The organism is Larkinella fluvii (genome assembly GCF_051857545.1).
Classification (GTDB): domain Bacteria; phylum Bacteroidota; class Bacteroidia; order Cytophagales; family Spirosomataceae; genus Larkinella.
Genome location: NZ_JBPZHB010000010.1, coordinates 168,811 through 191,469, shown reverse-complemented (window position 1 = coordinate 191,469; position 22,659 = coordinate 168,811). Strand labels below are relative to the sequence as shown.

Below are 22,659 nucleotides of genomic sequence, written 5' to 3'. Positions count from 1 at the left end.
TTAGTATTTCCGGAACCTGCTGGCCTCAACAGGCTGTCAAATTCATTTTCACTACGCGGGCAGTTGGGTCAATCTGACCCCAAGGTGGGCGCGGACTTGCTTAAAATCCAATGCGTTGAGGGAACGGATGCAGCGATTGAGGAAACGGCACCGCCGGGCGTTGACAACGTAGAAATCCGGGCGTACCTTGTGGGCGAAAGCCTTTCCGGATATGAAGCGCGTTGCCCGGCTGTTGATGGGGTTGATGTTGAGCCTGTTGCCCTTCCTTTCGCAGGGACAGACGGAGTCGTTTGTGATCGAAACCATCGGGTTGCGTCAGGGTTTGCCGACTTCCGATATTCACGCCTTGTTCCGGGATACTAACGGTTACCTCTGGCTGGGCACCGACATCGGGCTGGTTCGCTACGACGGCTACGGTTTTGAAACCATCAGCGTGGCGCAGGAAGGGCGGTGGCTGGGCCTGGTCAATGCCATCACCGAAGACCGCAACGGGCAGTTGTGGGTTGGAACGGAAGACGGTTTGTTTGTGGTTCAACACGGCATCGCTCACGCGGTTCGGAGCCTGCAAACCGGTCGTTTCGTGCGCATGAACCACCTGCTCTTCGATCACCGGCAGAACCTCTGGTGTGCCACCAGCAGCGGGGCTTACCGGATCGATCAGGCGGATTTGCAAACCCTCACCGCCAATCCTGCCGCGACCGTTCAACCCAGGGCTTTGCCCGATTATGAAAAATGGGTTCCGAAATTGGCGGATCGGCGGGTGTTTTCGCTGGCTTTCGACGAGCAAAACCGGCTCTACATCGGCGGAAAATTCGATTTATTCCGCTACCAACCGGGAAAACCGCTGGAACGAATCTGGCAAAGTCCGGGGCCCAAAGTGGAGATTCAGTCGCTGGCCGTACGGTCTTCCAGCGACCTGATGTTCACCACCCTCGGCCTGCCGTGTGTGATTCGGCTCCGGAACGGCCAGGAAGAGCGGCTGTTGACCGACCGGATTTCCAGCGATGTCATCTGGCAAAATAACCAGTTCTGGCACCTCTCCTACGGACTTTACCGCCAGGGCGCCGACGATGCGCGGCCCATTCAGGAAATCAATTTATACCGAAAAACCAGCGGCAGCTTCACCAAACTGCTGCTCGATCAGGAAGGTATTTTCTGGATTGCCACCAACGAAGGGCTGCTCAAACTCCGACGTTCGGTCTTTGAGCGGTTTCCGCTGCCGACTTCGGTGGCTGGCAACGAAATCAGCGGTTTGGGCCGGTTCAGGGGTCAACTGCTGGTCGGTGCGCCCCATGGTCGGCTGTTTGTCCGAAAAGGCCATCAGCTTCAAAAAATAGGCCGGGATCTGACAACGATTTCCGGTATCAGCGCCATTCGGGAGGATGCGCAGGGGACGCTTTGGCTGGCCACTACCTACCAGGGGCTGTTTTCGTTCGACGGCCAAACCGCCAGAAAGTACACTTCCGCCGACGGGCTGGGCGACGAAGGATTCAACGACATTTTTCCCGACCGGACAGGCAACCTGTGGACCGTGGGCGACGTCGGCATCACCCAAATTTTGGCTGACAGCGTAGCAGATCGACGGTATCGGCTGCGGTTTTACGAACCGGTCACCAACCGGTACAAGTTCACCATTTTTTATTCGGGACTGGCCGCACCGGACGGCACGCTCTGGCTCGCCAGCGACTACGGTCTGGTCTCTTTTCGACACGGTAAATTTACGCACCACCGCCTGACCATCGGGCCGGTGACAGTCCGCTCCATCCGCAAAATTGCCCTCGACAAACGGGACAGGGTTTGGCTGGCGACCGAAGGACAGGGGCTGCTACAGGGTCAGTTTGTGGGCGGCCTTTTTCGACCCATCCGTCAATACACCACCCGCGACGGCTTGCCTTCCAATACGTTCAACGATGTGTTGGTGGACAGCAAAGGGCGAATCTGGGCGGGTGGTTCAACGGCCCTAACCTGCCTGATTCCCGACGCAGCCGCCACCCAGATTCGTAATTTTGACTACAAGGACGGTTTTTTCGGCGAGTCGTTTCAAAACCCGCATCTGTTTGATTATCCGAACGATACACTTTGGATCAGCAGTTCAGAAGGACTCCTGCGCTTCCCGCTCCGGCAACTCGACCCAATCCGGAAAGCGCCGTCCAGTCTGATTACACTGGTTCGGTTGCGCGATGGGAAAGACGCCATTTTTCAGTATGCTGAAAGCCGGGACGCCCGCAGCGGTTTGCCCGTTCGTTGCCAGTTACCGGCTTCCCTGAACGCCCTGACGTTCGGTTTTGCCTTGCCGAGTCTGGTCAATCCGTCGTTCAACCGCTACCGGTTTCGGCTCGACGGCAGTGGCGAAAGCTGGCGGCAGGCATCGGGCAGCGATCGGTCGGTGACCTACGCGGGTCTGAAACCGGGTTCGTACACCTTTCGGATGGTGGGGGCTTCGGCCAATGGAATCTGGAGTTCCGTCGTTTCGTTTCCGTTCGAGATTTTACCTCCCATCTGGCAACGAACGTGGTTTATCGCGCTGGTGCTCGCCGGGCTGAGTCTCGGGATTTGGGGATTGATCCGGTACCGGGAACAGCAAATCAAGCGTCGGGAAGTGGAGAAAAACCGCCTGGCCCAGTTGATTGCCGACCTGGAAACCCGGGCCATTCGGGCACAAATGAACCCGCACTTCATATTTAATTGCCTCAATTCGATTCAGGAATGCATTCTGGCCGACCATACCGATGCGGCTTACCGGTATCTATCGAAGTTTTCGCGGCTCTTGCGCATGGTTCTGGAAGAATCGGCCCGGAATTTTCACGCCATCCAACACGAACTGGAGTTGATCCAGCTTTATCTGGAACTGGAATCCATGCGCTTCGACCAGCCGATGCACTACAGCATCGACGTCGATCCTGCCATCGATACGCAAAACTGGCAAATTCCCTCGCTCCTCCTGCAACCGCTGGTCGAGAATGCCATCTGGCACGGCCTCATCCACCAGTCGGAATCGCGCCAGCTTCGGCTGGAAATCCGGCAAAATGACGACCAGACGTTGACGTGCATTCTCGAAGACAACGGCGTCGGTCGCCAGCGCGCGGCTGCGCTTTCGGCCCAAAAACTGGTGACCCGCACCACCCGCGGACTGGCGCTGGTCACGGAACGTTTGCAATTGCTCGAACCGGCGGGTCACGGGCGCGGAACCTTGCAGATTGAAGACTTGGTCGACGCTGAAGGACACCCCGCCGGAACCTGCGTCCGGGTTCACTTTTCGATCATCACCCAGATTGCCGTCCGCGCCAGCCCCCTCTATCCCACTGCCTATGTATCGCGCCCTGGTCATTGACGACGAACCCCGAGCCTGCCACGTCCTCCAAATTTTGGCAGGGAAATACCTGCCCGAAATCACGGCCTTCAAAACCGCGCTAAGTCCGCAGGAAGGCATTTCCCTCATTCGTTCCTTCAAGCCCCACTTGGTTTTCCTGGACGTCGAAATGCCGGTTCTGAACGGTTTTGACGTATTGAATGCCATCGACACCTGGGGCACCAGCCGCTGGGATTTCGAGGTTATTTTTACCACGGCCTACCACCAGTTTGCCTTGCAGGCCATCAAAGTAAGTGCGCTGGATTATTTGCTGAAACCGATCGATATCGATGAATTGCGGATTGCCTTCGACAAATTTCTGCGCCGACAACCGCAACCGATCCCTCCCGGTGTTCTGATCAAAAACCTGGTTCATAACCTCAAAACACCCAACCCAAGCCAGCACAAACTGCCCATTCAGACCACTGAAGGCATGCACCTCCTGACCATTGCCGACATCATCCGCTGCGAAGCCGACAACAATTATACGTTCTTTTACCTGACCGGAAACCGCCGGTTTTGTGCTTCCAAAACCCTGAAAGAGTTCGAAACCATGTTGCGAGAACACGATTTCGTGCGAGTTCATAAATCCCACCTCGTCAACTTGCAGTTTGTCGAACAGATCGACCGGGATGGAACGGTTAAGCTTACGAACGGTACGGCAATCATGATGTCCCGGCGCGTCCGGCAATCTTTTTTCTCCAAACCGGGCTAACCATTCGGCTCCCGACCGACGCTTATTCGAATTTAACCCTTTCAGGGTTGGATTGGAACGACGCCAATTTTGTCCCACGGATTTCATCCGGGGCTAGTGATGGGCGACCCGTTGGGCTTTTCGGGTGGTGTGGTGAAGTTCGTCCATTGCCCAAAACATTTTACATACATTTCATGAATTAATAAATCTATTTTACATACATTTGGTGAATTAATAAAAACCGCTTAACGAACGAACCCATGAAGGGGACGAATCTGGGAGAATTTGAGGAACTGGTGCTGCTGACCATTGCCGCCCTCATCAGCGATGCCTACAGCGTAGCCATTTGCGACGAATTGGAAAAATACACCGGAAGAGCCGCCAAGCTGGGCGTGGTTCATGCCGTCCTGAACCGCCTGGAAGAAAAAGGCCTGGTCAAAAGCCGGATGGGCGAAGCGACCAACGCCCGAGGTGGAAAACGCAAACGGTATTACGAAGTTACCCACGCCGGAAAAGTCGCCCTAACGCGTTCCAAGGAGGTTCGTGAAGCCCTTTGGCGCATCATTCCCGGTTTTAATCTGGAGGGTTCCGTATGAAAACGACAGCTCAAAAACCGCCTGAACCACCGCGCTGGGCCCTTAATCTGCTCCGCTGGTACTGCCGGCCCGACTTGCTCGAAGATCTGGAAGGCGACATGAACGAATATTTTGAGCGAAATCTGAAAACGAAAGGGGCCAAATGCGCCCGCTGGATCTTCATCCTCGACGCGTTGAAATTTTTCAGACCGTATACCATTCGCAAACCCGAATTCCTCAACCTTTTCATCCATTGGCTTATGCTTGGCAGTTACCTCAAAACCTCCCGGCGCAGTCTGGTGCGCAACAAACTATTCTCCTTCATCAACATCATCGGGCTGGCCGTCAGCCTGTCCGTCGGTTTGCTGGTGATCGCGTTTCTGACCGACCTGTTTTCCTACGACCAGTTTCAGGAAAAAAGGCATCGGACGTACCGAGTTCTGACCCGAAACGAATCGGCGGACAAATCTGTCATGGATCTGGCGTCCACTTCCCTAAAAGCGGGTTTCAAAATCCGGGAAACGATTCCGGGCGTTGAAGACGTAACGCTGATCCGTCGCGGGTTTTACAGCGATGCGAAAGTCAGCGACGAAACCATTATCCCGCTGGAGGCTACGTGGGCAGATCCGTCGTTCTTGAAGATTTTTACGTTCCCGTTGCTCAAAGGAAATCCGGCTACCGCGCTGAAGGAACCGTACTCGCTGGTCATTACCGAAAAAACTGCCCGGAAACTGTTTGGCGAAGCGGAAGCGATGGGGAAAACCGTCCGATTCGACACCTTGAATTACACGGTTACGGGGGTTCTCAAAAACATTCCAAAACTGTCGCACATGCGGTTTGAAGCCCTGATTTCATTGTCGTCGATGCTCGGACAAAAAGCCGATTCGGACGGTGGTATCATGGACTGGAATAACATCTATCAAAACTACATCTACCTGACGCTCCCCGAAAACGCGAATCTGTCCGCCATTCAGGCCGGACTTGATCGGCTTTGTGCCGCCGAAAATGCGCTGCTTGATCGTCAGAAAATCAATCTTTCGCTCCAGCCGATGGACACCATTGTTCTCGGCGGGCGATTGTCCAATGAGATTGGTGTCAATATTCCAAAAACGGTGGTCTGGGTGCTGATCGGTCTGGCGTTCGTTGTTATCCTATCGGCCTGTTTCAATTACACCAACCTCTCCATTGCCCGGTCGATGCGTCGGTCGCGCGAGGTGGGCATTCGCAAAATCGTTGGGGCGCTGAGAGGCCACGTGCTGGGTCAGTTTCTGGCCGAGTCGGTTATTATTTCCGTGATGGCGCTGGTCTTTTCATTTCTTCTGTTTTTAGTGCTGCGAACCCAGTTCCTTTCGCTGGCCCCCCAACTGGCCGATGTGGTTTCGCTTGATCTTTCTCCCCAACTCATTCTGTATTTTCTCGCGATGGCTGTGGTGGTTGGTCTGGCTGCCGGATTCATTCCCGCGCTGTTTTTCGCCCGAATCCAGGCGGTTCAGGTTCTGAAAGATGCCTCTTCGCTGAAAGTATTTCGGCACGTCAACCTGCGCAAGGCATTGATTGTCATCCAGTATACCTTTTCACTGATCTTTATTACGGCAACCCTGATCGGCTACAGACAATACCGGGGATTTCTGTCGTTCGATCTGGGCTTTACCACCGAAAACATCCTGAACATCCGGATGCAGGGGAATAAATCTTCGCTCTTGAAAAAGGAACTGGCCGAAATTCCGGCGGTGAACCAGATCGCCACCTCAAGCATGATCACGAGCCTCGGGAGCCTGTACGGAACCCAGTTGAAATACCAGGACAAAGGGGGAAAGGATTCGGCGAATGTGTGGCAAAACTTTGTCGATGAAAATTACATTCCGCTTCACCGACATCAGTTTGTTGCCGGTGCTAATTTCAAAAACCGTCCGACCAGCGGCAACGAAACGGAAGTCGTTGTAAACGAGCAGGTTTTGAAACGGTTTCGGATGGCCGACCGAAACCCGGCCGAAGCAATCGGCAAGCAGGTGACGATCGACAACAAGACGATGACGATTGTGGGAGTTTTAAAAGACTTTCACTACGGCACGATGGATCAGAAAATTGAGCCAACCGTTTTCCGGTATTCTGCCGACCAACCCGGTGGTTATCTGAACGTTGGTATCAAATCCGAAGACTACCCGGCGGCTCTGTCCAGTATCGAAGAGGCCTGGCGCAAAATCGACAAAGTGCATCCGCTGAAAGCCGTCTTCTACGATGAGCAGCTTGAAGAAGCCTACAAGCAATTCGAGGTGATGGTGAAAGTGATCGGTTTCATCACCTTCCTGGCCATCTGCATCGCGTCGATGGGATTGTTTGGGATGGTGGTGTTCACGACGGAAACCCGGCTGAAAGAGATCAGCATCCGCAAGGTGCTGGGTGCCAGCGAAGGCGGACTGATTTTTCACCTGAGTAAAGGCTTTTTGGTGCTGCTGCTCATTGCCACCCTAATCGCATTGCCGGTGACGTACCTCTTCTTCGACCAGTTCATCCTGACGAAATTCGTTTACCACCAGCCGATCGGGCTGAGTGAATTACTCATGAGTGTGCTGGTGGTCATGGTGCTGGCTTTCCTGCTGATCGGATCGCAGACCTTGAAAGCGGCAAGGAGCAACCCGGCGAAGGTGTTGAAGAGTGAGTAAAAAGAGTTGTATCGCGGAGTTGAGCGGAGTAAAAAAGAGTTAAGCAGAGTTATTTATTTTCTCTGCTTAACTCCCTTTTACTCCGCTCAACTCTGCGATACAACTCTTTTTACTCACTTCTTATACGTACACTTGGAATTATCCGCCACCCGGTAATACGACTTGTAGTTAAGCGCCTTCTTCACCATGCAACCCTTCAGATTCAACACTTCGATGTTCCGGAAGTCGATGGCGTGGCTTTCACTTTGCAGGGCGATGTAGCCGCCCGTCAACAACGTATTGTCTTTTTTGAGCCAGTAGTCCGGGTTTCCCACGTGACCGGAGGCAAAGTCATTCTGTTTGCTGATGTACCCACCGCCAATTTTCGGTTTTTCATAGGTCAACACCGTGTCGCCTTCGATGATGTGGTGAATGATTTCTCCGCCCAGCACCACCGCCGTCACCGTGACCCACTGATCGCCATCGTACGTTTTCGACTGCGAGTCGATGCAGTGATCGGGAATTACTTTGCCACCCATCTCGACGATGGTCCCCGGCGTGCAGAGGTTGGCCGTGTGCCGGACGCCCTTGCCCAAACCGCCCAACGTCTGAATCTCCAGCGAAATCGGAAAATCCTGGTCTTTGGTCAGGCTTTTCGCCGACTGCGAGTGGATCATCACTCCGCTGTTGCGCACATTCCAGTTGGCACCACCCGGCACCTGTTCACCCAGAAACCGGTAGTCAAACTTGAGGATGTAATAAGAAAAGGGCTCTTTGTAGTAAATGTGTCCGTATTTGTTGTCGAAGGTCTTGTATTGATCATACATGATCCGCATCATGCCGTTTTCGGCCCGAAACGTATTCTTATAGTTAACGTTCAAGTCTTCCCCGGCAATTTTTATGTCCCAGCCGCTCAGGTCTTTGCCATTGAACAGTTGAATCCATTCTTCTTTTTTCGGGTCGTTTTTCTGGGCGAAAGCGGGTTGGAAGAAAAGAAGAAAAAGGCTGTATCGCAGAGTTAAGCAGAGAATATCAGCGTTAATCAGCGTTTCCCTGATAAGCTCTGCTATCCTCTGATTAACCCTGTGTAATAATTTCTCAGTATAGAATATCATCAGTTTGAAGCTTTATGTTGATTGCTGCCATAAGAAAAAACCGGATTGAGTCTACTCACGGCTACGCAGCCGAGGTTCTTTCTTCATCAGTTTTGTTGGCCCCAACTCCTCGATGGCGGGCAGACCGGTTTTATACGAGCGATGGAACGTATTTTCGACCAGTTTGGGATACGGTTCAAACGTGATCCAGCGCAGTGGTCCTTTCCGAAGCCAGAACGAACCCTCCAGCAACCCGCAGAACCAGGCCGGCGGTTTTTGGTAGCCAAATGCTTCCCGCAGTTTGTCGTTGATGAGGGCAGCAAAAACCGGCTTCACGACCGGGCGCAACGGTTTGGGAACCCAGCCCTGCACAATTCGGACGGTGGAATCGGCGACCTGGCGGTTGCTGTCGGCATACCGGAAATGTTCCGCTTCGTAGGCTTCGGTGAAGATTTTCAGATCGTCGATGGTTTCAGGAATATCTGTTAAATTCATCCGCTGCCCGACTTCCCGGAAAAATAGAAAGAAAGCCTGCTCCTCCGCCGGAATGAGCTTCCGCCAGCCAAAGCGGTTAATCCAGTTGATGGGATAAAAAATGAAGGTGGCCAGCACCATCAGGAAATCTTCGTTCGGAATGCTGTAAAAACCGTGGATGCGGTTCATGTGCGTGATGGCGCGCAACCCGGTTTCGGTGTTCAAACCGTATTGCATAAACCAGGCAATCAGGATGCTGGTGTCATCGTAACGCTTCTGCCCGTGTTTCTCAAACTCGCCCGTGCGCATCAGCAAGGCCGAGGTACGGGGACTGGCGTAGGTGTGAAAAAGAGCCAGCTCAAGGGCCCGCGTGATGTCGAACGGAAATTCATAACCCACCAGCAATTGCACCATGCGCTGGTAGTCCTGCCGTGGGTCGAGCTGTTGCAGTTCGCGACGAACCGCCGGATTGCGAAATACGCCCGCTACTTTTGAATAAACCGGTGCCGTCATAGCCGCATTTTTCAATGAATTGTGGATGGGAACGCGGATGGGACGGATCAAAACAGATTTAAACAGATAAAATCCGTTTTAATCCGTCCCATCCGTTCAATCAGCGTTCCCATCCAATTCAATCAGCTTTTAAAATTAACAGACAATAGACCTCAAACCGTATAAATTCGGGCAAATCTTCCGGATTCGTGCGCTAAATTTGTAATTTAGCTCCGATTCCAAACTCACTCCTTCACTATGGCCTTGTTCAAACTGCAAATCAACGGCAAAAGCTACCAGACCGAAGCCGAAGCCGACACCCCGTTGTTGTGGGTATTGCGCGATAATCTGGGGCTGTTCGGCACCAAATACGGTTGCGGAATTGCCCAATGCGGTGCCTGCACCGTCCACCTTAACGGCGAAGCCACCCGTTCCTGCACGTTACCCGTTTCGGCCATCGGCACGTCCAAAGTTACCACGATTGAAGGATTGTCCAAAAATGGCGACCACCCGGTTCAGAAAGCCTGGGATGAGGTGGACGTAGCCCAGTGTGGCTACTGCCAGGCCGGACAAATCATGACGGCGGCTGCGTTGCTGAAACGCAAACCCCAACCCACCGATGCGGAGATTGAAGCCACCATGTCCGGAAATATTTGCCGCTGCGGAACCTACCACCGCATCAAAGAAGCCGTGAAAGTAGCCGCAAAAACAAAATAAGTTTACGGTTTACGGTTTTCAGTTTACGGTGGCTGACGCACGCTAAATGAATGCGTCAGCCACCGTAAACCGTAAACCGAATACCCCAAACCCCAAACCAACATGTCTTCACAACTCAATCATAACCGCCGGAATTTTCTAAAAATTGCCGCAGCAACCGGAGGAGGCCTCCTGCTGGGCTTCAACTGGACGGATTCCGAAGCCGCAGTTGCTGGCGCGCCCCTCAAAGGCGTGGCCGCTCCGGCCATCGATTTCAATAGTTACCTGTCCATCAATCCACAGGGCGTCATCACCATTTTGTCGCCCAATCCGGAAGTAGGCCAGGGGATCAAAACCGCCTTCCCGATCATCGTGGCGGAAGAATTGGATGCCGACTGGAAAAACGTGGTGGTCGAACAGGCCCCGCTCGATACCCAGAAATTTGAACGGCAGGTCGCCGGGGGAAGCGGCTCTATTCCGCACTCCTGGAAACGGCTGCGCGTGGCCGGTGCTACGGCCCGGCACATGCTGCTGGAGGCTGCCGCCAAACGCTGGAACGTGTCGGCGTCGGACTGCACCACCAGCAAAGGATTCGTGCTCCATGCTGCCAGCAAACGCAAACTGAGCTACGGCGAGTTAGCTAATGAGGCTTCAAAAATGCCGGTTCCGGCGGATGTCAAGCTGAAAGAAATCAAAGATTTCAAGCTGATCGGGCAAACGATCAAAAATGTTGACAATCCCGGCATTCTGACCGGAAAACCGCTGTTCGGGCTTGATTTCCACCGCGAAGGCATGCTAATCGGCATGTTGCAACGCCCGGCTTTTGGCTATAAACTGAAATCCGTCGATTCGGCAGCGGCCAAAGCCATGCCCGGCATCGTCAACGTCGTGACGATCAACAACAGCGTGGCCGTCGTCGGCAAATCGACCTGGCAGGTTAAGAAGGCCAAAGATGCCCTCAAGATCGAGTGGGAAAAAGACGGTAATCTGGAAAGCACCTCGGATCACAACCGCCTATTTAAAGAAATGCTGGATAGCCCGAATACGACCGTTCGGCGGAAAGATGGTGATGTTGAAACCGCTTTCAAAAATGCCGCCAAAGTCGTGAAAGCCGAATACCAATGTCCGTTTCTGCCGCACAGTCCACTGGAACCGATGAACTTCTTCGCCCACGTCAAACCCGACAGCGCGGAGCTGGTGGGACCAAGCCAGACGCCGGAAGCAGCCCGTAATCAGACAGCAAAACTGCTGGGTTTGCCGCCCGAAAAAGTAAGCGTGCAACTGACCCGCATGGGGGGCGGTTTTGGTCGGCGACTTAATACCGACTACGCCATTGAAGCCGTTCAGGTTTCCAAAGCCGTCAATGCGCCGGTGAAAGTGATGTGGACGCGCGAAGACGACATGACCGGTGGGATTTATCGCCCGGCCGTTCGCTACCGCTTCGAAGCGGCCCTGGATGCGCAGAACAACCTGATTGGCTATAAATTGCGGGGTGCCAGCATCAATGCCGGGAATGCTACCCGCGAAGACAACTTCCCGTCGGGTGCCGTCGACAACCTCCTGATCGACAGCATCGACCACAAATCGCCCATTACGACCGGCCCCTGGCGCGCGCCGATCACCAACTTCCTGGCGTTTGCCGAACAGGCGTTTCTGGACGAAGTAGCCCAGGCCGCGGGCAAAGATCCGGTGCAGTTCCGGCTCGAATTACTGGACAAAGCCAAGCAAAAACCGACGGGCAAAATCACCTACGACATCGACCGGATGAAGGGCGTGATTCAACTGGCGGTTGAGAAATCGGGCTGGGGGAAAAAGACCGGCGTTTCGCAGGGATTTAGTGTTTATTTCTCCCACCGCTCCTATGTGGCCCAGATTGGCGAAGTGGTGGTTGAAAAAGGCAAACCGGTTTTGAAAAAAGTATACTCAGCCGCCGACTGTGGCATCGTAATCAACCAGAGCGGGGCGCAGCAGCAGGTTCGCGGGTGTGTGGTCGATGGCATCGGTCACGCCATGTACGGCAATATCACGTTCAAAGACGGCATTCCCGATCAGAAAAACTTCAACGATTACAAGCTGATTCGGATGAATGAAGTACCGGAGGTCGATGTCCATTTTGTTCAGAATGAGATCGAGCCAACCGGTTTGGGCGAACCCTCACTCCCACCCGCGGGCGCAGCCGTGGCCAACGCCATTTTCAAAGCCACCGGCAAACGGTTGTATAACCAGCCTTTTGTTGAAACGGAAGTTTTCAAAGGCGTTTCGTAAGTGACATTTGCTGATTGTGCTGATCAGGATTTGCTATCCCGATCAGCACAATTAGCAAATACCGTTTTCGTTCTCCCCTCATATGCCTTACTCAACGACCTGAATGGAAATTAAAAATGGAATAAAACGTGCCTTTTTCTATTCAATTGTCAGTTTAATTTTCCTAACCGGACAGTCCTGTACGACCAAAGAAGACGCCCCGTCCGCTACCAGTTCCACCACGGATTTCCTCTACCAGTACTCCATCATCAATGCGCTGCTGGCGGGCGTTTTCGACGGCAACCTGACATTCGGCGAGTTGAAAAAACACGGCGATTTTGGCGTCGGTACCTTCAACCGGGTGGATGGCGAACTGGTGATCAACGAAGGCAAACGGTACCGGATTCGCTCCAATGGCAGCGTTTCCGAGGTGGCCGACCGCGACAGCACGTCGCTGGCGTTCGTGAAGTTTTTCAAAGCCGACTCCAGTTTTACCGTCCAAACCGCCGGGATGACCCTGGACCAGCTTCAAAAAAGGATCGCGGCAGCGCTGCCCGTCAACGAAATTTACGCCATCCGCATCAAAGGCACTTTTGCGAAACTGACCACGCGCGCCCCCGCCCCTGCCCAAAAACCGTATCCGACGTTAAACGATCACCTGGCCAAATCACAGGTCATTTTCAACCTGACGAATACCACCGGCGTTGCCGTCGGCTTTCTGGTGCCGACGTATATGGAAAAGGTGAACGTTCCCGGTTTTCACTTTCATTATCTGGCGGACGACCTTAAATCAGGCGGGCACGTTTACGATTTTACGGCCACCCAAGTTACCGTCGAGATCGACCGCACCAAAGGCTATTACGTAGAACTGAACACCCATTTCGACTTCGGGAAGGTAACGTTATAGGCTAATCTAAACAATTGGTTATCCCGGTGGTTTCAATTCTTTGGACCCAACCATTTTGCCTCCAGCAAACTACCGGAATGAGCAGTGCCTTCTTAAAAAACGAAACCGCCGATGCGCCGGTGGTGATCCCCGCCCGCGCGCCCTTGCCACCCGGCGTAACGAATTATGTAACACCACGAGGACTGGCGCGGCTGCGTGAGGAACTGATTGAACTGGAAACGGAACATGCTCACTTACAAGCCAGTGAGGTACTCGATGAAAATGAACGCAGCCGACAAATGGCGCTGCTGAACGGGCGAATCGCCAACCTCAACCAACGGATTTCGAGTGCAAAAGTGGTGGATTCTCACCCGCAGGACGAAGTTCGCTTTGGAGCCACCGTCGTTCTGAAAACCAAAACCGGAAAATCACCGGGGACTGAACGCCGGTTTACGATTGTTGGCGTCGATGAGGCTGATGCTTCGCAGGGACTTATCGCTTTTACGGCGCCCATTGCCCGCGCCATTCAGGGCAAGCGGGTAGGCGATGTGGTTTCCCTGCGGACCGTACAGGGAGAAGAAATTTTGGAAATAACGGCGATTGGATATGAAATGGAATAGAAAAGAACCGGCAGAAATTACGGTTCGGCGCAAACAACCACAAAAGAACCATAGTTTGTAAGGTTAAGGTTCTCCGCTTACGGCCTTCCCTCTTGAATGACAATACGGTTTTTATTTCGCCTGACCCTTGGCCTGGCCCTCCTTCTTACGTTGACGCGGTGCCAGGAAACCGCCCCTCAACCACCTAAAGCCGAAGGCTTCGATCCCGCCATTCCCGGCGACACGTCTTATCTGGCCGGCCCAATCACATTTACACTGAAGGAATTACAGGAAAAAATTAACCAGGAGCTTGATCCCGTGCTGGTTGGCAAAGGCTCATCGAGTGGAAAGTCGGGCGGTATTTTCCCGTTCAAGGTCGTGCGTTCCGGGCCGGTTCGCATCCAGTATGTCAACAATCAGGTGAAATTTTCGGCCCCTTTGGGACTGTATATCAACTCGCCATTCAGCGCCGGCAAAACCGCCGAACAGCGGCCCTTCTGTTCGCTTCACGTCAACTTTCAAAGTCCGCTGACGGTGACGCCGAACTGGCGGCTGGCCAGCAAGGTGCAATTCACGAACTATGAATGGATTGTCGAACCTGAGATCCGGTTTCTGGGCAAAGACATTTCGCTGACCAATTTTGCCAAAAAACTTCTTGACAAACACCAGTCGGACATTGAGTCTGCCATTGATACAGCGGTTTACAAGGAACTCCGGCTCGACCAGATGGTAATGCCGATCTGGCAGAATATCCAGAAACCGCTGTTGATCGACCGCCAGTTCGGTCTCTGGCTTCTGCCCATACCACTCGGCGTCGAGGCCAGTCCCATCGACGGGGATTCGGTCAACATCACGACGCACTTACGGATTGCTTTCGCCACCAAAACCGTGTTGCAACCCACAAAACCGGGCCACTCGGAAGTTAAATTGCCACTTCTACAAAAACGGGAAAAGGTTTCTCAGGTCTCGGACCTTCGTCTGTTGAGTGTGATTCCGTATGCCGACATCAACCGAATGCTAACCCGAACACTGGCCAAAGAGAAAAAGAAGATTCTGCTGGGTGCGCTGACCATCCGGAAAGCCTCGGTGTACGGCGGTCAACGTTCGTTGATTGTCAAAACCGAGGTCAGCGGGCTGCTCAACGGCACACTTTACTTGAAAGGTCGCCCCACGTTTGATACGCTGTCCAACACGCTCCGCATCAAAAACCTGGACTTCGACGCCGGAACCGTCCGTGAACTCTCCAAATTTTCAAACTCTCTCGTCCACAACGGCCTCATCAAAGTGTTGGAAAGTTTTCTGACGATTTCGCTGGGCGGTGAAATCGAAAAGCTCCCGCAAACCATCAGCGAGTCGTTCAAAAAAGGAGAAACCGGCAAAAAAACCGATCTCGGCATCCAGTCGTTCCGGTTTACCCCGCAGAAAATCGCGATCCGGCCCGACGGGATTCAGGCACTGATCCATGTGCAATCGAAGGTAGCGGTGCGGGTAAAACAGTTGTAACCAATCTACTGAAAACTCTGGTTGATAAAGTTCAATGCATCCGGCAAACCCGTACGCCAGTATTCCCAGGTATGACCACCATTCCGGACCCGATATTCGTGCGGAATGTTCACATCCCGCATCAGGTCATGCAACTCGGAATTGCCCCGGTAGAGCAGTAAATCATCGTCTCCGCAATCGAGGTAAAACCGGACAGCTTTCTTTTGCGCTTCCGGCATTTTCTGAACCAGATACAGAATGCTGTTCTGATTCCAGAAATCGGTGATGCGGTTTTCGCCTTCCTTCAACTCGCCCATTGTGGAACGGTACCGGCGCAAATATTCCTGATGCGGCATTTCCTTAATCTGCTGATCGGTCCGAACGCCCGAGCTCAGGGCCGCACAGGAACCGAACAAATCGGGATGATGCATCGCATACAGGAGCGAACCAAAACCGCCCATCGACAAACCCGCCACCGCCCGGAACCGTTTCTCCGTCCGACAACGGTACGTTTTTTCGATAAACGGGATCAATTCTTTCATAAAAAAGTCTTCATACTGGTATTTCCCGGCCACGTTGTTCATGTAGAACGTCATCTCGGCATCCGGCATCACCACAATCACCGGCGAGATTCGACCTTCTTTAATCTCCTTATCGACAATGGCTTGCATATTCCCCGACTGGAGCCAGGCCGTCTGGTCGTCGCCCCCGCCGTGGAGCAGATACAAAACCGGGTAGGCCCGCTGGGAAGTTTCGTAACCGGGTGGCAGGTAGAGCGCAAACTTCTTGTCTTTTTTCAGGAGAGAGCTTTTGATCGTCAGATCATCGAAAACCCGGCTCTCCTGCGCAAAACCGGGCAGGGAAACCAACAGGCAAATCAGCCAGAGAAACTGCATGAAAATCGAAACGTTTGAGAGTGGAAAGGCCCACCATTTTAATTGAAAGCAAGGTAACGGTTTTCTGAGTTTCTTCCTTATCTTACTTCCCGTTCATCGCTCAATCAATCGAATACAACCATGAAACGTTTTTACTGGATTCTGCTGGCCTTGCTGCCAGTGCTCGCTCACGCCCAAACCCCCGATTCCACCTGGTTCCGTAACCACTACACCAAACAGGAAATCTACATTCCGATGCGGGACGGAACAAAGCTCTTCACCTCTATTTACGCCCCCACCGATCAGTCCGAAAAACACCCGATTTTGATGTCCCGAACGCCCTATTCCTGCGCACCGTACGGCGACAAGGCATACCGGAATTTCTACTCCAATCACTACAAAGAATACCTGAAAGAAGGCTATATCATGGTGGTGCAGGACGTGCGCGGGCGCTGGATGAGCGAGGGGGTTTTTGAAGATATTCGTCCGTATAATCCGACCAAAACCGCCAAAACGGATGTCGATGAAGCCAGCGACACGTACGACACCATCGACTGGCTTGTGAAAAATCTGGCGGATAACAACGGCAAAGTCGGTGTATTCGGCATTTCGTACCCCGGTTTTTATTCGACCATGGCGGCCCTGAGCAAACACCCGGCCCTGAAAGCGGTAAGCCCGCAAGCCCCGGTGACCGAGTGGTTTAAGGGAGACGATTTCCACCACAACGGCGCTTTGATGCTCATGGATGCGTTCAATTTCTACATCCGGCGCGGTTTCGGAGCGCCCCGACCCAAGCCCACCACCGTGGGTCCCAAAGGCTTCTCGCCCCCGACCAAAGACAGCTACGATTTTTTCCTGCGCACCGGAGCCATTCCGAACTTCACGAAGTATGCCGGTGACAGCATCCGGTTCTGGAAAGACCTCATGCAACATCCGAATTACGACGCCTTCTGGAAGAGTCGCAATGTCGGCAACTTCGTCGGTGACATTGCCCCCGGTATTGCCACGCTGATCGTCGGCGGTTTGTTCGACGCAGAAGACTGCTACGGTGCCTGGGCCACGTATACCGACATTGAAAAAAAGGCCAAAAATAACAACAAAATCATCATGGGCCCCTGGTTTCACGGGCAGTGGGCCGGGCGCGGCAGCGATGGTTCTTCGCTGGGCAACGTGCAGTTTGGCAGCCCCACCAGCGAATGGTATGCCAGCAAAATGGAAGTTCCGTTTTTCAATTTTCACCTGAAAGGCAAAGGGAATATCGACCAGATCAAGGAAGCCAACATTTTTTTTACCGGCGAAAACCAGTGGCATCAGTTCGACCAATGGCCCCCGGTCAGCACCACCGAAACCGCCCTTTACCTGCAACCCAACGGCGCGTTGAACTTTACCAAACCGACCACCGCCACGCCCTCGTTTACGGCTTACGTGAGTGATCCGGCCAAACCCGTTCCGTACACCGACGGCGTCATCGTGAACCGCACCCGCGAATACATGACGGACGACCAGCGGTTTGCGGCTGCCCGCCCGGACGTGCTGGTTTTCGAAACCGATGTTCTGAAAGAAGATCTGACGCTGGCCGGGCCGCTCACCGCCGATTTGCAGGTAAGCATCAGCGGCACCGACGCCGATTTTGTGGTGAAGCTGATCGACGTTTTCCCGGACGATTTCGAGTACAGCAAAACCGATCAATACCTGATGAACGGCTACCAGATGATGGTGCGGGGCGAAGTGATGCGGGGGCGTTTCCGCAACAGTTTTGAAAAACCGGTCGCTTTTGTGCCGGATCAGGTCACGACCGTCAAATATACTTTGCCGGACGTTGCGCATACGTTCAAAAAAGGTCACCGGCTGATGGTGCAAATTCAAAGTAGCTGGTTCCCGCTGGTAGACCGGAATCCGCAGAAATTCGTGGACATCTACCACGCCAAAGACGCTGATTTCCAGAAAGCAACGATCAAAATTCACCATAGCGGAAAAGCCGCCAGCCGCATCGTACTGCCGGTTTCGAAGTTGTAAATTCTTTTTTGCATGGCCTATTTGATTTTTGGTCTTGCTGTCCTGCTGCTCGGCGGGCTAATCTGGCACTACCGGCGACGGAGCCGCCCGATTAGCCCACCCGCAACGACGGATTACCGCCCGTTGTTGCAGGAACACGTCGCGTATTACCGCGCCTTGAGCGACGACAATAAAAAGAAATTTGAAGAGCGCGTCAACCAGTTTTTAAGTCAAACCCGCATCGAGGGCGTCGGCACGACGGTCGATGAACTGGATAAAGTGCTGGTGGCCAGCAGCGCGGTGATCATCCTTTTTGGATTTAAGGACTGGTCGTTTTACCGGCTGACGACGGTCTTGCTGTACGAGGACCGCTTCAATACGGCTTTTGAAACCGACGGAAAAGGGCGCAATATCCTGGGCATGGTGGGTGAAGGTGGCGCATTGCAAAGCACGATGGCGTTGTCGAAACCGGCGCTCCACGAAGGCTTTGCGGACGAAGCCAGCACCGAGAATACCGGCATTCACGAGTTTGTCCACCTCCTCGACAAAGCCGACGGCGCCACCGACGGAACCCCACGGTTTTTCCTTGACCGCAACCACGTCAAACCCTGGCTGCAACTGATCCACGCCACCCTGGCTGACATCCAGGCCAACCGCTCCGACATCGACCCCTACGCCCTGACCAACGAAGCCGAATTCTTCGCCGTGGTGTCGGAATATTTCTTTAAACGCCCGGATTTGCTGAAGGAACAACACCCGGAGTTGTTTGCGCGGTTGGAGGAGATTTTTCAGCAGCGGCCGGGGGTTTAGGTTGGTGGGTTGTTTTTAATGGATTCGAGGATTTGGTTGAAGCGATCTTTTCCTATTTTTTGAATAAAATGATTGCTCAAATTTTGGGTAAGATAGATTTGGGGAGATTTTATACTTTTTAATTGAAGATAGCTGTTAAATAACAAGCGAATTGCTTTTACATAATCTTCATAATATTGAAAATAAATCTCTGCCATATTGCACAGAATAACACCTATAAACTCTTTATCTCCAACAAAATCTTGGATTTTCAGGCTTTCACCTAGGAAATCTAATGCCTTTTTATAAGCACCTTTTCGAATGCAAATTTGGCTAATATTATTGAGACATCTACTTTCTTCTCCTAAATTTCCAGTTTGACGATGAATATCTAAGCTTTGCTCAAAGTATTCTAAAGACAACTTATATTCTCCAAGATAAAAATAAGCATTTCCAAGACAATTATATGTAATTCCAATACCATCTTTATCTCCTATTTTTTGGCGAATTGTTCGACTTTTCTCAAAAAACTCAATGGCTAACTCATATTCTCCCTTGTTTAAATAAATCTGTCCGATATCATTAAATGAAGAACCTTGTCCACGAACATCTTGAATATCATTATAAATCCTTAAGCTGTCTTCTAAATATTTTAGTGCTGTAGGATACTCCTCTAGTCCTATATAAACAAGACCAATATTATTTAACACAGCACCTTCTCCTCTTTTATATTTCAGCTGTTGATAAATTTTCAAACTATCTTGTAAATTCTTTAGTGCTATTGAAAAACTGCCTTGTAGGTAATATAGTCGTCCAATACTTTCTAAAGCGTGTCCTTCCCCCTTCTTATACCCATCTTTACGATATATTTCCAAATTATTTTTCGAATATTCAAAAGCTTTTCTGTAGTCACCCCAAGCTTTAAATATATGACTTATATTCCCAAGTACTTCGTATTCTCCACTTCTATCTCCTACTTGGCGCAATATTACCAAACTCTGTTCAAAATACTCTAGAGCCTCCTTATAATCGCCCAAAGCAAGTTTAATAGTACCTAAATTATTCAATGCTTGAGCATTATTTTTAGGTAAAATATTATTTTTTAATATTAATATATTTAATTCGATTTCAGCAGGGTAATATCCTATCAAATTAAAATAATTTTCCAACCGAAATATAGTTTCCGTATACTTACTCCAAACTTTAGCATTCTCAAAATATCCAATCGCATTTAATAAAGCCTCTACAGATGCAAGTTTTCTAAAGTAATCTCCTGCGTTTTCTGACAGTCCTTCAAATTGTTGTTGATCCGGTTTTCCCTTACTCCTCATCCAAGCCCTTGTCAACGCATGCACCTCAAACGTCTGCGCCATTTCATCCCAAAAACAAAGCGACCAGTCACGTAGAGAAGCCAAAACCGGCATTAACTCCTCATTTTCTTTTTCCATGACGGCACTCAAAGCCGCTAAAGGCGAACGGCTGAAAAATACAGAAGCTACTGTAAAGACTTCCTGTTCAGCTGCATTTAACCGGCTCAGGATGCGTTCCAGCAGCACTTTCTCTGAAAAGTCGACATCTACTTTATCCAGATATGCCAGATCGAAGGTCTGGTCTTTTGTGAATAAGCCTTCCAGAAACTCCAGCGCGCGAGGATGTCCATCAATCCGGCGGTGAATAATATCTCGTTCTTTTTCGGGCAGTCTACGGAGCGTTTCAGAGAAATTTAGAAACCGATATTGTTCAGCATAACTCATTTTATTGATAGCCCGATGTGTCACCAGATTATCGAAATCGGGAATGAGATATCGAGTCGTGAAGAGAACGTGACAGGTCCGTGGCGCTTTCTGGAGCAAATTGCGTAAGAAAAGTCGTAGACTTTCCGAAACAATCGTTTGCTGCAATTCCCCGTCTTCGTCGGTCTGCACATCCTCAAAATTGTCGAAAATTAGAATGGTGCGGTGTCCATTCAAACAGTTGTTGATCAGGGCTTGTATTTTCTGCTCAATTTCAACATTTGGATCATCCAACCGAGCTTTCAATTGCTGTGCTACTGTTGCTTTGGGCTTCGTAATCTCGTTCCATTCGGTAAAAACCCTTTCCAGTATAACGGCTTCATTAATTTCAGCACCATTTCGAAAAATAATAGTATTACACCTTGGCTGATAATGATTAGCGAAGGCTTCGGCTGTTGTGGTTTTCCCCAAACCGCCTAAACCATGCAGACAAACATGTTTACCCTGCTTAAACAATTGCCGCAATTGGATCAATAACCGTTTGCGACCAATAAATCCCTCACCAATCAGTCGGGTGTGGTTTTCTTTTACAAAGGCTACTTTGGGATAAATGCGGTTTAGAATCTCGAAGTTGTATTGCTCAGGTCGTTCCAGTTTGACAAGAGAGCTTATCGGCTGATTTTGATACAAAACGGGTGTATACCACTCGGCCCGTTTATTCACTGAAGCATTCCTTTGCCGACCCATTTCATCCTCCCATAAACGTATCCGGGCTTCATGAACGGCCTTAGTCAGAGTATCCCCATCAGCAAGTCGTTCATAGAGCTTTTCGCTAAACCGGATTGCTCCTTCATCCGATACCGAAAACCGCATCGCCAACACAGCGGGCAAGCCTACGGCAGCTATTTGTTCGGCGGTGCTGCCTTCTGCCCCTCCAACTGCGGTTTCACAGGCACTCAATACCACCAACTTGATCGAAGAGAATTCCTTCAAGACCTTTCCTAACTCATGACCGGTGGTTTTTTGCTCATCTCCATCCTCATTCTCCAGATGGAGAATACCAGCTTTTATTTCTTCCGCATAGGCCCCATGTCCGCTGATATGGACAATATCATGGCTATTGGATCGTAAAGATTTCTTAATTTCTTCCAGATCAGCGCAGTCCAGAATTTCCATGACCAATTTTGGACGCAGGTCACCCGTAACTTCCAGAGCGCGCACGGCATCAATGATCTTACGTTGCTCTTTCTCAATTTCAAGCGTCTTACTCGTTTCTGGCAAGTTTTCTGGCAATGCTGGAATGAAGAGCAACTTTAGAGGAGCGTATTCCACAGTTGAACCTCGCAGATCGAATTGATTCCAGGTCTCCTCCCTGCTACGGATTAGTCCAAAATTGTTTTTCGGCAAACCGTAATCACCGTCGGGGTTCAGCCTGGGTAAAACCATCTCCCAAGGCAGGTTTTGAATGCGCTCGTCTACCGTCGAAATGACAAGAAGAAGCTCCTGAATTTTATTCCTTTGTAGTTTATCGAGAAAATCGTGGCAAATGATCCCGATTTCTCCCGAAAAAAAGGTCTGATAAATGGCTTCTGAAAGCGTTGCTTCCCAATTCTCGGTTAGGTTTGTTTCAAAACCGCTTCGCAAAATACTAACAGCTACTCCCCGCCGAAGACTCTGAAAGCTGTTAACCTGTAGAAAAAGATCTTCAGAAATGTTCAATTGAACAGTTTCGAGAATCTGATTAATTGACGTGCTACCTTCGGATTTTAACGAAAGTATGGCTTCGTAGGTTGAATTTTCCTTTTTGTTGATTCGTAAAAAAAGAGTGCTTTTCTGCGGATATAAACGTTCCTCAAAGTCGTTATCATCGATATTTTTCTGCATGGGATAGGAAGAGTACCAGTCAAAACCCAAGATACCGAATTATCAATCAGCAAATGATCTAATAGGATGATTTACACAAACCAATAGCTCATAAAACAAAATTCCCCAAACCGGAATTTGCCATTCCGGTTTGGGGAATCGATCCTGAAAAAGCCA

The 22,659-nt window shown here is 51.2% G+C and carries 15 protein-coding genes; 11 read left to right on the top strand and 4 right to left on the bottom strand.

The window, feature by feature from the left end:
- The first annotated feature begins 211 nt into the window (after window positions 1-211).
- The 4 genes from ACS5NO_RS26125 (at window position 212) to ACS5NO_RS26110 (ending at window position 7,281) form a co-directional block, all read left to right on the top strand.
- On the top strand, window positions 212-3,331 hold the full coding sequence (locus ACS5NO_RS26125; protein WP_439417864.1) for a sensor histidine kinase: 3,120 nt from the start codon (window positions 212-214) through the stop codon (window positions 3,329-3,331).
- Entirely contained in the window at window positions 3,309-4,064 is a 756-nt protein-coding gene (locus tag ACS5NO_RS26120) for a LytR/AlgR family response regulator transcription factor (RefSeq protein WP_439417863.1), read from the top strand. Before ACS5NO_RS26125 ends, ACS5NO_RS26120 begins: the two co-directional genes overlap by 23 nt.
- A gap of 239 nt (window positions 4,065-4,303) precedes the next feature.
- The gene (locus tag ACS5NO_RS26115; protein ID WP_150874688.1) at window positions 4,304-4,639 is read left to right on the top strand and encodes a PadR family transcriptional regulator; all 336 of its coding nucleotides are present in this window, start codon (window positions 4,304-4,306) and stop codon (window positions 4,637-4,639) included.
- Window positions 4,636-7,281 (top strand): ABC transporter permease, encoded by a 2,646-nt coding sequence (locus ACS5NO_RS26110; RefSeq protein ID WP_439417862.1) that lies wholly within the window; start codon window positions 4,636-4,638, stop codon window positions 7,279-7,281. The genes ACS5NO_RS26115 and ACS5NO_RS26110 overlap by 4 nt, the downstream gene beginning before the upstream one ends.
- A 113-nt stretch (window positions 7,282-7,394) precedes the next feature.
- On the opposite strand, the gene ACS5NO_RS26105 is transcribed toward ACS5NO_RS26110, so the two are convergent.
- Together ACS5NO_RS26105 and ACS5NO_RS26100 are read right to left on the bottom strand one after the other, a co-directional pair.
- Complete coding sequence (locus tag ACS5NO_RS26105; RefSeq protein ID WP_439417861.1) at window positions 7,395-8,375, bottom strand: 3-keto-disaccharide hydrolase; 981 nt, start codon at window positions 8,373-8,375, stop codon at window positions 7,395-7,397.
- 51 nt (window positions 8,376-8,426) lie between these two features.
- On the bottom strand, window positions 8,427-9,392 hold the full coding sequence (locus ACS5NO_RS26100) for an oxygenase MpaB family protein (RefSeq protein WP_439417860.1): 966 nt from the start codon (window positions 9,390-9,392) through the stop codon (window positions 8,427-8,429).
- Between the two features lie 186 nt (window positions 9,393-9,578).
- Between ACS5NO_RS26100 and ACS5NO_RS26095 the strand changes: the two genes are divergently transcribed.
- From ACS5NO_RS26095 to ACS5NO_RS26075, 5 genes are all read left to right on the top strand, one after another.
- Window positions 9,579-10,037: a (2Fe-2S)-binding protein gene (locus ACS5NO_RS26095; RefSeq protein WP_138991778.1), complete on the top strand. Its 459-nt coding sequence runs from the start codon at window positions 9,579-9,581 to the stop codon at window positions 10,035-10,037.
- Between the two features lie 102 nt (window positions 10,038-10,139).
- Complete coding sequence (locus tag ACS5NO_RS26090; protein WP_439417859.1) at window positions 10,140-12,281, top strand: xanthine dehydrogenase family protein molybdopterin-binding subunit; 2,142 nt, start codon at window positions 10,140-10,142, stop codon at window positions 12,279-12,281.
- Window positions 12,282-12,384: 103 nt separating this feature from the next.
- Window positions 12,385-13,167, top strand: a complete 783-nt coding sequence (gene budA / locus ACS5NO_RS26085; protein ID WP_439417858.1) for an acetolactate decarboxylase — start codon at window positions 12,385-12,387, stop codon at window positions 13,165-13,167.
- Window positions 13,168-13,244: 77 nt separating this feature from the next.
- A complete protein-coding gene (locus tag ACS5NO_RS26080) occupies window positions 13,245-13,766 on the top strand; it encodes a GreA/GreB family elongation factor (protein WP_439417857.1) in 522 nt (173 codons plus the stop codon).
- A gap of 96 nt (window positions 13,767-13,862) precedes the next feature.
- Entirely contained in the window at window positions 13,863-15,248 is a 1,386-nt protein-coding gene (locus ACS5NO_RS26075; protein WP_439417856.1) for a DUF4403 family protein, read from the top strand.
- A gap of 5 nt (window positions 15,249-15,253) precedes the next feature.
- On the opposite strand, the gene ACS5NO_RS26070 is transcribed toward ACS5NO_RS26075, so the two are convergent.
- Complete coding sequence (locus tag ACS5NO_RS26070) at window positions 15,254-16,123, bottom strand: alpha/beta hydrolase (RefSeq protein ID WP_439417855.1); 870 nt, start codon at window positions 16,121-16,123, stop codon at window positions 15,254-15,256.
- 120 nt (window positions 16,124-16,243) lie between these two features.
- On the opposite strand from ACS5NO_RS26070, the gene ACS5NO_RS26065 reads away from it, so the two are divergent.
- Both ACS5NO_RS26065 and ACS5NO_RS26060 read left to right on the top strand, forming a co-directional pair.
- Window positions 16,244-18,118, top strand: a complete 1,875-nt coding sequence (locus tag ACS5NO_RS26065; protein ID WP_439417854.1) for a CocE/NonD family hydrolase — start codon at window positions 16,244-16,246, stop codon at window positions 18,116-18,118.
- A 12-nt stretch (window positions 18,119-18,130) separates the two neighbouring features.
- Complete coding sequence (locus ACS5NO_RS26060) at window positions 18,131-18,907, top strand: M90 family metallopeptidase (protein WP_439417853.1); 777 nt, start codon at window positions 18,131-18,133, stop codon at window positions 18,905-18,907.
- Here ACS5NO_RS26060 and ACS5NO_RS26055 read toward each other — a convergent pair.
- Window positions 18,904-22,503 carry a tetratricopeptide repeat protein gene (locus tag ACS5NO_RS26055; RefSeq protein WP_439417852.1) on the bottom strand — a complete coding sequence of 1,200 codons (3,600 nt, stop codon included), beginning with the start codon at window positions 22,501-22,503 and terminating at the stop codon, window positions 18,904-18,906. The two genes, ACS5NO_RS26060 and ACS5NO_RS26055, sit on opposite strands and share 4 nt — an antisense overlap.
- Window positions 22,504-22,659 lie beyond the last annotated feature (156 nt).